The 13,390-nt window shown below is 52.6% G+C and carries 7 protein-coding genes and 1 riboswitch; of the genes, 5 read left to right on the top strand and 2 right to left on the bottom strand.

All coding sequences use genetic code 11. The features are described from left to right. Positions 1 to 354: 354 nt before the first annotated feature. Positions 355 to 455: riboswitch (glycine riboswitch) on the top strand. 117 nt (positions 456 to 572) lie between these two features. The 3 genes from ACMHXE_RS06155 to ACMHXE_RS06145 all read left to right on the top strand — a co-directional run bounded on the left by ACMHXE_RS06155 (position 573) and on the right by ACMHXE_RS06145 (position 8,823). After that, positions 573 to 1,940, top strand: coding sequence for an alanine/glycine:cation symporter family protein (locus tag ACMHXE_RS06155; protein WP_413731688.1), 1,368 nt, complete (start codon positions 573 to 575; stop codon positions 1,938 to 1,940). Between the two features lie 465 nt (positions 1,941 to 2,405). Continuing rightward, positions 2,406 to 7,700, top strand: coding sequence for a PAS domain S-box protein (locus tag ACMHXE_RS06150; RefSeq protein WP_413731686.1), 5,295 nt, complete (start codon positions 2,406 to 2,408; stop codon positions 7,698 to 7,700). Between the two features lie 91 nt (positions 7,701 to 7,791). Then, positions 7,792 to 8,823: an HD domain-containing phosphohydrolase gene (locus tag ACMHXE_RS06145; RefSeq protein WP_413731684.1), complete on the top strand. Its 1,032-nt coding sequence runs from the start codon at positions 7,792 to 7,794 to the stop codon at positions 8,821 to 8,823. 58 nt (positions 8,824 to 8,881) lie between these two features. On the opposite strand, the gene ygfZ is transcribed toward ACMHXE_RS06145, so the two are convergent. Together ygfZ and serA are read right to left on the bottom strand one after the other, a co-directional pair. Then, entirely contained in the window at positions 8,882 to 9,847 is a 966-nt protein-coding gene (gene ygfZ, locus ACMHXE_RS06140; RefSeq protein ID WP_413731682.1) for a tRNA-modifying protein YgfZ, read from the bottom strand. A gap of 99 nt (positions 9,848 to 9,946) precedes the next feature. Then, a complete protein-coding gene (serA, locus tag ACMHXE_RS06135) occupies positions 9,947 to 11,176 on the bottom strand; it encodes a phosphoglycerate dehydrogenase (protein WP_101057465.1) in 1,230 nt (409 codons plus the stop codon). A 158-nt stretch (positions 11,177 to 11,334) separates the two neighbouring features. Between serA and ACMHXE_RS06130 the strand changes: the two genes are divergently transcribed. Together ACMHXE_RS06130 and ACMHXE_RS06125 are read left to right on the top strand one after the other, a co-directional pair. Further along, complete coding sequence (locus ACMHXE_RS06130) at positions 11,335 to 11,940, top strand: DUF2238 domain-containing protein (protein WP_224866114.1); 606 nt, start codon at positions 11,335 to 11,337, stop codon at positions 11,938 to 11,940. Between the two features lie 209 nt (positions 11,941 to 12,149). Beyond that, on the top strand, positions 12,150 to 12,815 hold the full coding sequence (locus tag ACMHXE_RS06125; protein WP_101057461.1) for a helix-turn-helix transcriptional regulator: 666 nt from the start codon (positions 12,150 to 12,152) through the stop codon (positions 12,813 to 12,815). The last annotated feature ends 575 nt before the right edge of the window (positions 12,816 to 13,390 follow it).

Raw genomic sequence — 13,390 nt, 5'->3', positions numbered from 1 at the left:
TTGAACTCCTGTGAACCGCAGTAATCTGCTACAGCATAACAAGTTTTTTCAATCGGTGAACTCGACTTTCGGCTGTTGTTGCCGCTTAAACCGAACTAAGTTCTGTTGCTTGGGATTAGCCCAAGATCAACATTTTTGCAGTAAACAGGGCGAGAGTCGGTTTTGGCCCTTGAGCCGGAGGCCATTTAGGCGCAAACTGTGTCACCTGCCACGAATAACGTGGCAATCCGTTCGGATGAAGGTAGCAGGAGAGTGGGGAATCGCCCCCACACCGACGAGGCAATTTCCACCGGTTAACCCGGTTGGAGGTACTCTTTCAGGTGCCGGTCAGCATTGACGGCGTGGACTGTTACTGGACGAGCCTCTGGAGAGACCGGGCATGCCCCGGCGCCGAAGGCGAAAGTGCCGGCTTAGGCCAGCGCGAAACGCTCAGGCAAAAGGACAGAGGAGAGGATGATTGCACCGCCTTGCCTCTGGTGAACTTTCGCTTTTGGCCTCTGCTGCCGCGGTTTCGCAGCCATTTCTTTTCCTCCTCCGTTTATTAATTTTGATGTTTAATAACTGAGGAATCTATGGATTTTCATGCACTTCTTACCCAGATAAACAGCATTGTCTGGGGACCTGCCACCTTACTCTTGCTGGTGGGAACCGGTATTTATCTGAGCTTCAGGTTGGGATTCATTCAACTGTTGCGTCTGCCGCTGGCGCTGCAGTTGTTGTTCAAACCCGCCAATGGCAAGGGGGAGCTCTCCTCTTTTGCCGCGCTCTGTACTGCGTTGTCGGCCACCATAGGCACGGGCAATATTGTCGGGGTGGCTACTGCCATCAAACTCGGTGGCCCCGGCGCCCTGTTCTGGATGTGGGTTGCTGCCCTTTTTGGTATGGCCACCAAGTACGCCGAATGCCTATTGGCGCTTAAGTTTCGTACCACAGATCGCCACGGTAACATCGCCGGTGGCCCCATGTACTACATAGAAAAAGGCCTGGGGCTCGGTTGGTTGGCCAAGCTGTTTGCGGTTTTCGGTGTTGGGGTGGCGTTTTTCGGTATAGGAACTTTTGCCCAGGTCAATGCGATTTCTGAAGCTATGACCATCGCCTTTGATGTGCCAGCCTGGATTACTGCTGTGGTATTGACCTCGCTGGTGGCTGCTGTGACCTTAGGGGGTGTTAAACGGATTGCGGCTGTGGCGCAAAAGTTGGTGCCCACTATGGCTATAGGCTATGTGGTTGCCTGTCTTTGGGTGCTGCTGAGCGCCAGTGAGGCGATCCCGGATGCGATAGCACTGGTGCTGCATTCCGCCTTCAATCCAGTGGCGGCGACCGGTGGCTTTTTGGGGGCCGGTATCGCCCTGGCGATTCAAACCGGGATTGCTCGTGGGGTATTCTCCAACGAGTCGGGTTTGGGTAGTGCTCCGATAGCGGCGGCAGCCGCCAAGACCAAGGAGCCGGTTGAGCAGGGGTTGGTGAGCATGACGGGCACCTTCTTCGACACCATTATCATCTGCACCATGACGGGTTTGGTGCTTATTCTTACCGGTGTCTGGAATGGCGATAGCGCCGGGGCTGGCATGACCAGCGCCGCTTTCTCCAGTGCTACCACGCCGCTGATTGGCCAGTATTTGGTAACCGTAGCGCTGGTGTGTTTCGCCTTTACCACCATTCTTGGCTGGAACTATTATGGCGATCGCTGCTGGAGCTATCTCACCAAGGGCCGCTGGATCCCGCTCTATCGCTGGATGTTTCTCGGACTTATCGCCTCGGGCGCCTTTATCACGCTGGATCTCATCTGGCTGCTCGCCGACATAGTCAACGGCTTGATGGCGATACCCAATCTGATTGCCATTATAGGTCTGCGCCATCTGGTGCTGGCAGAAACCCGCAGTTATTTTCAGCGTCTGCGTGGCTGCAGTGATGAGGCCATGGCTCAGGCTGATAGCTGATAGCTGTCAAGGGATGCAAACAGTCTTCACACCGCCTTATCCTGGTTAACCTGGCAGGCGGTTTAAGGTTGTCACTATTTGCCGGCTCCTATTCGGTAGCCGCTGCTGATATATTACTGGGCTATCTGGCGGAAAGGGGCTGATAGCTCAGCGTTATACACTATGTTTAACAAGAGTCTATTTTACGTTTAACAAGAGTTTATTTTACGCCGTGAGTTTAGCTTGTTGTTAGCCAGCAGTGTTTTATCCGGCGCTCGCTGATGGATGAATTTTATGTAAATTCGCGCCGAGTTACTTGTGTAACATTATGGCTAATGCTTAAATAACAAGATTAATTTTTGACCTGTAATCAGTTGGTTGTCTTCAGTCGCCTGATGTACTTCGGCATTGATTGCCCAAGAGGGTGTGCCTGACAGAGGCTCTGCTGTTGCAGAGATACAAGGATATAGTCAGAGAGGCAGATTTATGCCGGATAGCAAGACACTCAGGACTTTTCGCAGCCGCATTCTGTTTCAAATAGCTGTTCCCTTGATCATTATCATGACTGTGATCTCAGGGATCACCGGCTGGTATAACTATCAGGATGAAGAAAAGGCCTTCTTTACCGATCTGGCCGAAAAAGCCGACTTTGCTGCCAAGCGGCTCGAATTTGAATTGTCTTTGGCGCAGCGCAATACCCAAACTCTGGCCTACAGCCTGGGGCATCTTGAGTCATTCGAGCGCCTGCAGCAAGCTGACGATCTTTATCAACTGCTTAAAGACAGATTGCAGCGCAACCCCAATTTTTATGGCAGCGCCATTGCCTTTCAGCCCGGATTTCTGCCCGGGCAAAAACGCTTCGCGCCCTATGCTTTTCGCCAGGATCTTTCTATTGCGATTATGGACATAGGTCAGGAAGCCTATGATTACACCAGCGGCGAATGGGGATGGTGGACCGAGGCGCTTAAGCATCCTGACGGTTATTGGGCTCCTCCTTATTTCGACGAGGGGGCCGGCAATGCCTTGATGATCACCTTCTCACAGCCTTTTGGCAGTGAAGCAGCACCTTTGGGAGTCATAACCACAGATCTGGCGCTTTCCAGCTTGCCGATTCGCTTGGGAATCGATCCCAAAAAGCTGTTGGTGTTGGATAACCAGGGGCGGCTCATCTATCACCCGGACAATAACCTTAGCCGCAATGCCAAATTGGAAGATTGGCTCGTCAATACCGCCGCTGGAAAGGAAGCGGCACAACATATCTACGCCGCCGACACTCCTGAAGTAGCACTGAGTGACCTCAATGGTGTGCAGTACCTTGCCAGTGTTGCCAGAGTGGCGCCACTGGAATGGCGGGTGTTGGTGATTACCCCACAAAAACAGTTGTTACGCGCTTTCCTTCAGGATTTCAGCTCGTTAACAATCAACCTGTTGTTGTTGGCCATATTGTTGCTGGTGACCAGTTACTGGAGTGCCAAGCGTCTCACCCAGCCCCTGGAGCAGTTGGAAGCCGGGATAGTGGATTTCAGCAAGGGATTGATAAAACGTTTACAAAAGCCTGAAGGCGTAGTGCGGGAAATTGCGACTCTCAGCAATAAATTCAATGAGATGGCTGAAATCCTCGAGGAGAGAGAACAGGCACTGCTCGACTCCCGAGGCAACAGATTTGCCAAGCTTATCGACGGCATGAGTGACAAGTCCTTCTATTGCTCTATGGATCCTTACGGTGCGATAGTGCAGGCCAGCGATGGGGTGGAGAAGGTGTTGGGCATCTCCCCAGAGGTGCTCAGGCGCAAGTATCAACGGCTCTTTTCCAGCAACAGCATCAACGAAGCAAATTGGCAGTATATGGAACAGGCGCTGGCCGGCGAGTCTGTGCCGCCGCATCAGGTGGAGTTGGCCGATGCCGAAGGTGGGCTGAGACGTTTGGATCTGTTTATGCAGCCCTTACTCGATGAGGAAGGCAAGTTGATTTCGGTGGAGATGCTGTTCAACGATGTTACCGAGCAGTTTTCCGCCGCGGCCTGGTCCAACGCAGTGCTGGAAGCGGCGCCAGAGGCGATGCTGATTGTCGATGAAAATGGCATGCTGGTGTTCTCCAACAGCCGTTGTCAGGAGCTGTTCGGCTATAACGCCGAGGAGATGCTCAAGCTCAACATAGATCAATTGTTGCCGGAAGTGGATCGTTTGCAGCATGCGGCCAAGCGTCATACCTTTGTGACTGACGGTAAGGATCGCATGATGGCCAAGGGCAAGGCGCTGCAGGCACTCAAGTGTAATGGCTCCCAGTTTCCGGTGCAGATAGGTTTGAGCCTGTTACCGGCCGATCATAAGGGCAAACGCCAGGTAGCAGCATCGATTCGGGATCTGACCGAGCAACTGGCGGTAGAGCGTAAAATTCGCGAGAGCGAGAGCCGTTTTCGCGGTCTGGTATCCAATATCCCCGGCGCCGTTTATCGTACCAGGGTCGATGAACAGTGGACCATGGAGTATGTCAGCGACAATATCACAGAGATAAGCGGTTATCCGGCCTGGCATTTCATCGACAGCAAGAAGCGCAGTTATGGCTCCCTGGTCATAGATGAAGACAAGCAGCTGTGTACTGACACCATAAACTCGGCTCTGGCCGAGCAGCAAGCCTTTGATGTTGAGTATCGCATTCGCCACCGGGATGGCAGCGTGCGTTGGATCCATGAAAAGGGTAAGGCCAGTTACGACGAAGATGGGAATCCTCTCTGGTTCGATGGTAGCCTCAACGACATTACCGACAGCAAGCTGGCTCAGGAAAAGATGGAGCAGTCGCGGGAGCAACTGGAAACCATCACTGAGTCTGTGCCCAGTACTGTGTATCAACTGTTTTGGCAAGGCCCGCAGCAACGCAGATTCACCTTCCTTTCCAGTGCAGCCATTGCCACTTTGGGCCACCACAAGAATGAGGTAATGGCCGATTTTGAACTGGTGGCCGAGCGGATCGTTACTGAAGATAGAGACAGTATTATTCGGCTGCTTTCCGGTGAAGGGGGGCTGCAGTGGATCAAAGAGTTTCGCTACCGTCATCCTTCCGGCGAGGTACGTTGGCTTGAGGCCGGTGCCAAAGGCAGTAAACAGCAGGATGGCATGCTTTGGAACGGTTATCTGACCGATATCAGCGGCCGTAAAAAGATGGAAACCGAGCTGGCTCAGAGTGAGGCCCATTTCCGCGCCCTGTTTGATAACGCAGGCATAGGCATAGTCAATCTGGATGATCGCGGCACCATAATGGATTGTAACGGCCAATTCTGCAGTGATATGGGAATGAGCGCCGAACAGCTTAAACGTCGCTCGTTTGCCGAACTGATGCTGCCGGAAGACAGAAGCAAAGTCAGCGAGTTGTACGAGTGCCTGCAGCAGAGTGACGATCACAGTGTCAGCGGCGAGTGGCGCCTGCTCAGTGCCTCGGGCGAGCCTATGTGGATGGCTGTCAACGCTTCTGAAATTGAGGAAGAAGGTGATCGTGAACGCTCAGTGGTCATGAGCATTGCCAATATTACCCGCTTGAAACTCTTGTCCAATGAGCTGATGACGGCCAAAGATGAAGCCGATGCCGCCAACAAGGCCAAGAGCGACTTTCTTGCCAATATGTCCCACGAGATACGCACCCCGATGAATGCCATTATCGGTATGTCACAACTGTGCCTGCAGACCAAACTGGATAACAAACAGCGTAACTATGTGGAAAAAATTGAACGGGCGTCGCAATCCCTGCTGGGGATCATCAATGACATTCTCGACTTCTCCAAGATTGAGGCCGGCAAGCTGGATATCGAAGTGGTGCCGTTCCAGCTCGACAGTATTTTGGAAGATCTCGGGGATATGTTCTCGGAACGTGCCGCTGATAAACAATTGGAGCTGTTGTTTGCCGTGGCCCCTGGTGTGCCCAGTTATCTGGAAGGGGACCCGCTGCGCCTCAGTCAGGTGTTGATTAACCTGATGAACAACGCCATTAAATTTACCGAGCGTGGCGAAGTGATGCTGTCGATAACTGAGCTTAGCCGCGAGCAGGATGAAGTGATCCTGAGATTCGCAGTGCGCGACAGTGGTATAGGTCTGACGGCCGAGCAGCAGGCCAGGTTGTTTAAGTCTTTCAGCCAGGCAGACACCTCAACCACCCGTAAATACGGTGGTACCGGGCTTGGGCTGGCGATTTCCAAACAGCTGGTGGAACTGATGGAGGGTGAAATCGGTGTCGAGAGCCAGTTTGGCAACGGCAGTTGCTTCTTCTTTACCGTGCGGCTCAAAGTGGCGGAAAACGACAAGCTGAATGTCGAGCAGGAACTGGAAGGTATGCCCATTCTGGTGGTCGATGACAACGGCACCGCCAGAGATATCTTGCGCACTACGCTCGAGAGCATGGGCTTTGCCGTCGACTGTGCCCGCAGCGGCATGGAGGCGCTGGATAAGGTGAAGCGCAAGCCCTACAAGATGGCCCTGATCGATTGGAAAATGCCTGAGATGGACGGTATGGAAACTGCCCGGCAAATATTGCAGCTAAAGGAGCCGCCGCTGATCCTCATGGTATCGGCCCACGCCAACAGTGACTTTATCGAACAGTTGGAGCAACTCGGGATCAACGGCTATATCACCAAGCCGGTCAGTGCCTCCAGATTACTCGACGGCATTATGTTGGCGCTTGGACGTCAGGGGCATATTCCCGTCAGGCGCAAGGTACTGGATCTCGAATCGCTGCAACTGGCGGCTCTTGTTGGCAAACGCGTGCTGCTGGTGGAAGACAATGAGATGAATCAGGAGGTGGCGACCGAGTTTCTCGAGCAGGTAGGCATAGACTTGTCTATCGCAGAAAACGGCCAGATAGCGCTGGAGAAGCTGGCGCAGCAGCAGTTTGATCTTGTGCTGATGGACTGCCAGATGCCAGTAATGGACGGCTATCAGGCCACAGAGGCGCTGCGCAAGATGCCAGGGCTTGAGCAGTTACCTGTGGTCGCCATGACGGCCAATGCCATGGCCGGCGATAAGGAGATGTGCCTGAGGGCCGGCATGAATGATCACATTGCCAAGCCGATAGAAGTCAGCCTCTTGTATCAGGTGTTGTTGCAGTATCTGGGAGGGGGACAAGCCCCAGTTGCAGGGAATAATAACACAGGTATGGCCGATGGAGATGATTCTGAGGATCTGGTGAGCTGGCCGGAACAAGAGAGCCTGGATATCGACCGGGGACTACAACTGGTGCAGCATTCCGAGCGCCTCTATCGACGTATCCTCGAGCGTTTCCTAGGTAGTCAGGGCAACGTCGGCAAACGTATTCGCAAGGCGCTCAAGGAGCAACAGCAGGAAGAAGCGGTCAGGGTGGCGCATACCCTAAAGGGGCTGGCCGGTAATCTCTGCTCTGAGCCTTTGGTGGAAGAGGCGCGGCAATTGGAAGCCAAGTTGGCAGCCGGCGAAGAGTGTGAGCAAGAGTTGCAGGCAGTGGAAAAGCGGGTCGCCGTTATTGTCGACGCCATTGCGGACTGGATGGGGGATAAGCCGCAAAGCGCTTCTCAGACGGAAGCTGATGCCGCCGAGGAGATGGATACCGAGACGCTTAAAACCGCTTTGGAGCAACTGCAAAGCAGTCTGGAAGATGCTGATGCCGAAGCCGTCGTCCAACTGGAAGCATTGAGTCGCCGGGTGAGTAAACCGCTGTGGCAGCGCTTGAAACCTGTCAGCAGCATGGTTGGCAGCTATCAGTTTGATGATGCTGCCGATCTTGTCCGCGAGCTGCAGCAAGAGCTGAACGAGACTGAGTGACCCTGGCTATACTCAATAGGTAATGTGGGTCACAGGATATACCAGTGACGTCCAAGAGCGATGCGGAACCTGGAGTAAGAGGGAGATTGAGATGGAAAAAGCCACTGTACTGGTGGTGGATGATACACCGGAGAATATTGATATTCTGCTCGGGATCCTCGGCGATGACTATAAGCTCAAGGTGGCGATAGATGGCCCAAGAGCCTTGGCGTTGGCGCAGAAGAATCCTCCGGATCTAATCCTCCTGGATGTGATGATGCCGGGTATGAATGGCTATGAGGTCTGTAAGCGTCTCAAGCAAGAGCCTATGACTTGCCATATTCCGGTGATCTTTGTCACCGCTCTCTCTGAAGTGGCCGATGAGACCCAGGGGTTTGATTTGGGAGCCGTCGACTACATCACCAAACCTGTCAGTGCCCCGATAGTTAAGGCGCGGGTACGTAACCATCTGGCCCTCTATGATCAGCAGCGCTTGCTGGAACAACAGGTGCGTGAACGCACCCACGAGCTGGAACAGACCCGTTTCGAGATCATTCGTCGCCTGGGCCGCGCTGCCGAATACAAGGATAACGAAACCGGCTTACACGTTATTCGCATGAGCCACTACGCCAAGCTACTGGCGCAGCAGGCCCAGTTGCCGGAACACTTTTGTGAACTACTCTATAACGCGGCGCCCATGCATGATATCGGCAAGATAGGTACGCCGGACGCAGTGCTGAAAAAGCCGGCCAAGCTGGATGCCGAAGAGTGGAGAATCATGCAACAACACGCCGAAATCGGCGCCGAGATTATTGGTGAACATCCGGATCCTCTGCTGCAGATGTCCCGGAGGATAGCACTGACCCACCACGAAAAGTGGGATGGCTCAGGTTATCCCAGTGGGTTGAAAGGCGAAGATATTCCCATTGAGGGGCGAATCGTCGCCATTGCCGATGTCTTCGATGCCCTGACTTCGATTCGACCTTACAAGAAGGCTTGGAGCATAGAAGATACCATGGCGCTACTGGAGTCAGAGTCGGGGAAACACTTTGATCCTGAACTGGTGGAGTTCTTCAAACAGATATTGCCCCAGGTGATTGAGGTGCGTGATACCCATATGGAAACCGAGTCCGGCACCGAATAGCAACAAACTGCGGATAAAAATAAAGGCGCCGACGGCGCCTTTATTGGGTCATTCATTGTTACTCCTGCTCTTCCAGAGAGTAGGGCAGAGGCAGTACTGTCAGTTCGCTGTTTTCATCATCGGCGATGCGGAATTTGGCGCCGACTTCTGTGTCATTGGCCAGCACTGCAGTCAGCAGCAACTCGCCATTTCGTTGGACGGCTTCAATAATGCTGCCGCCCCTACGAAAACCGCCATCCAGAGCCTTCTCCAGCGTGGTTTCAGGAGTGATATCGACAGTGGCTTTACCTTTGAGAATATAAAGTGCCCGCTTGTTGCCGCCGCGATACTTCATTCGGGCGACGGTTTCCTGGCCCATGTAGCAACCCTTGGTGAAACTGATGCCATTAATGGCCTGCAAGTTGCACATTTGCGGTACAAATTGACCCATGAGTGCTGCCGGCAGGTTAGGGTAGGCGGCGAGGATTTCCAGCTCTTGCCAGGCACTGGCATCGACTAGTAGCTGTTGCTGACACAAGGCCTCGGCCTCGGCCTTGGGCAGTACCAGAATAAAGCTCTCGCCATCTTGCAGCACTACGCCGCCTTCGATGACGCTGACTTGTTGTTCGGCGTTGAAGCCCGGGAGCTGCTCTGCCAGCCAAGTGGCAGCCTTGGTCCCGGCAACACCCAAGAGGCTGTAATCGTCACTGACATCGACCAGTTCGGCCTTACTGAATACCGCATACTTCTTCAATTGCGGCAAGTCAGCTGCCAGGGTATCTCTTGGCATCATCAATATCAGGGCATCACCCAGAGTAAAGGTTCTGAAGCTTGAAAGCATCTTGCCTTTGGGGTCGCAGTGAGCGCCCCAACGCCACTGCTCTGTCGTGAGAGAGCTGATATCTGTGGTGACCTGACCGTGGATAAAGCTGCGGCCCTGTTCACCGGTAACGGCAAGTAGACCCAAGTGAGAGAGGCGGGAAATAAGCAGATCCGGAATGCCGGCATCCAGAGGCCAATCGGGCTGTGAAACGCAAATGCTCATAACAAGATCCTGAGATTGAAGGCATTAAGAGATCTGCGATTGTAGCGGATTTGACAGAAATAAACAGGGCGCCAAGGGTAATAAGGCGCCCTGTGAAAATCAGAACAGCAATCGGGTGCGGATAGTGCCTTCGATAGACTTGAGTTCTGTTAGTGCTTCTTCCGCCTGAGTGGTATCCACTTCCATCACCACATAACCTATGGTCGGTGTGGTTTGCAGGTACTGGGCTGAAATGTTGATGCCTTTCTCCGAGAACGCCTGGTTAATCTTGATCAGAATACCGGGGCGGTTATGGTGAATATGCAGCAGTCGGGAGGCATCTTTATGCTGCGGAAGCGATACTTCCGGGAAGTTAACTGCCGACAGGGTAGAGCCGTTGTCTGAGTATTTGGCCAGTTTGCCGGCAACTTCAATACCTATGTTTTCCTGGGCTTCTTCTGTGCTGCCACCTATGTGTGGGGTTAACAGCACATTGTCCAGACCGCGCAGCGGGCTTTGGAATTCGTCAGTATTGGACTTGGGCTCAACCGGGAAAACGTCAATAGCGGCGCCGGCCAACTGTTGCTCTTTGAGGGCGACAGCCAGAGCGTCGATATCTACCACTGTGCCGCGGGAAGCATTGATCAGTATGCTGCCCTTGCGCATCATCGCCAGTTCGGCCTGGGCAATCATCTCTTTGGTCTGAGGTGTTTCGGGCACATGCAGGCTGACCACATCGGCCTGAGACAGTAGTTGCTCCATGGAGTGAACCTGCTGGGCGTTACCCAGCGGCAGCTTATCTTCGATATCGAAGAAGATCACTTTCATCCCTAAGGTTTCGGCAAGGATCCCAAGCTGGGTGCCGATATGACCATAACCTATGACCCCAAGGGTCTTGCCACGGGCTTCGAAGCTGCCATTGGCGCTCTTGAGCCAGCCACCACGATGGGCCAGGGCGTTGCGCTGCGGAATACCGCGCAGCAACATGATGATTTCACCGAGTACCAGTTCGGCCACGCTGCGGGTATTGGAGAAGGGCGCGTTGAATACTGGAATACCCAGTTGCTCGGCCGCCTTGAGATCGACCTGGTTGGTACCGATACAGAAACATCCTATGGCAACCAGCTTTTCAGCTCGTTGCAAGACTTCTTGGGTCAGTTGGGTACGGGAGCGGATTCCGACGAAATGGGCATCTTTGATCGACTGCTGCAGTTCAGCGCCGGAAAGTGATGCCTTATGATACTCGATATTGGTGTAGCCAGCCCTTTCCAGCACATCAACGGCTGATTGGTGGACGCCTTCCAACAACAGGATTTTAATTTTATCCTTGTCCAGCGAGTGTTTCGCCATGATATAGGTACCCTCTTGATTATTAACTAATGTACGTATGCTATGATATTTTCGCTCATGCCCAACCAAAGTAGCACTTTTTTCAGATGAAGTGGAGGGCTAGATGGCTAAAGTATTTTTCCCTAATTGAGAACAATCACTGGCATAAGGAAAGTGGCTTGAAAAACACAATTATCTGGCTGGTCATTTATTTTGCGGTACTTATTTGGTCGGCCATTGCCCCCAAAGATGATTTCACTTGGTGGCTGGAAGCGCTGCCGGGTATGTTGGCACTGCCGATATTGTTTTTTACCCGCAAACGTTTTCCGTTGACCCCGCTGCTTTATGGCCTGATCTTGGTGCATTGCCTGATACTGTTTGTCGGCGCCCACTACACTTATGCCGAGGTGCCGCTGTTCGATACTTTGGCACAGTGGATGGGCTCTGAGCGCAATAACTACGATAAGTTGGGTCATTTGGCGCAAGGGTTTATCCCGGCAATGATTGCCAGGGAGATACTGCTGCGTAATCAAGCGGTGAAACCTGGTGCCTGGTGTGCTTTTCTGGTCAGTTGTTTTGCCTTGGCCTTATCGGCCTTCTATGAACTGATTGAATGGTGGGTCGCCGTTGCCACCGGAACCGGCGCCGAGGCTTTTCTCGGCACCCAAGGTTACGTCTGGGATACCCAGTCGGATATGCTAATGGCCCTTGTCGGTGCTATCGCTGCCTTGTTCTTCTTATCCTCATTTCATGACCGTCAACTGCGGCATTTAGGCATAGATTGACAGTTGGAACAAAGAGTTTTGGATACACTCTTTACAATCTTTTGTCAGAAAAGTCGTTAAAGATTGTTAGAATAATACTTTATGGTGATGAAAACCGGACACTATCTGGTCAGAATCGTCTGATGCTTTTTGTGTAGTAGCGCTTAAAGTGATTAAGGAAGCTATCCCTTTAGGGATATAAGCAAGACTTTTCAGGGAGAAGAGTAAAAATGAGTAGTATCAATGAGTTGGTTTTTATAAATCAAATAGCCGCCCCTTGTCATTTGGCCATACTGGCCGAGTCCATCGGTCTTAAGACCCGTATAGTACGCCATCCGGAGCAGCTGGAACCGCAGAAGAGTGATAGTACTTTTTATCTAATCTCTCAGAAGGGGGCTGCGCTGGATAATAAGGGGATCCCTTTATTGGCCAGTCGTCTGGTTTCTCACGTTCCAGTCGCTCTTTATCAAGTCAACAGAGGGTCACTGGATCAGGAATCGGCTATGTTGCTGGGGATCCGCGGAGTGCTCTACTCAGATCAGCGTATCGATCTTATGCTTACTGGTCTGCGCAAGATGGTGGCCGATGAGCTCTGGTACGACAGAACCCTTATCAGCAAGATGTTCCGTAAGTTGGTCAAAACTCTGGATACAGGCAATGAGATGTCGGCCGATACAGTTTCCATGCTGCAGATGTTGACCCGGCGTGAGCGAACCATTATTCAACTGGTTTCCAGCGGCGCCAGGAATAAAGAGATAGCCCAGCGTCTGTGTATTAGCGAACATACGGTTAAGGCGCATATCTCATCGATCTTCCGCAAGACCCAGTCTCGTAATCGAGTCGAGTTGTTACGTTGGGCCCAGACTTACCAAAGTCACTTCGATCTCATCAGTTGATTTGTCGCTGGATTTAGCTTGAACTTGGCCCCGAATGGGGCTTGTTTATGCTTTGATGGCTTTTATGTAAGCCAAGTTAGTGGAAAATTCCTCTCAGAGTGCGGCAGTCACCGCTGCTTGGTGCTGTTTTGTGTCTCGGTAATGGCTTTCAGCCAAAGCTATGATAGCTGCTGTGCCCGCGGCGAAAGTCGTGGAGCTTAAGCATTCCAATCTGTCAATAGCTTGCGCTCATGAGCACACTCGTCACCGGCGAGTGTTCGCCTTCAGCTACGTTATTTGCGCCAAAGGCTCTCGGCGACACCGAGGAGGGATTGGAGCAACTTTGTGAGAGCTAACTTGTTTGAAGCTACCTATATGCCTGCAGACATACACCTCATTTTCAGGCACAGGCGGAACTGTGACCGTCGAAAACAAGGATGTTTTCGTCGAGGCTACAGGGACGTATTAACGCCGTGTCACAGGATCGCCTGTGCAAGAGCCCACCGCAGGTGATGGGTTACGTCTGTGGTCAAAAGCCCGGCAAGTATTGGTGAGGGATTTAAGGCTTAAAGCAATGCTAGCCGCCGTGCCAGCGG

This window comes from Shewanella sp. BJSY2023SW007, assembly GCF_047314525.1.
GTDB classification, from domain to species: Bacteria; Pseudomonadota; Gammaproteobacteria; order Enterobacterales; family Shewanellaceae; genus Shewanella; species Shewanella chilikensis.
This window is presented reverse-complemented; position numbering and strand designations above follow the sequence as displayed.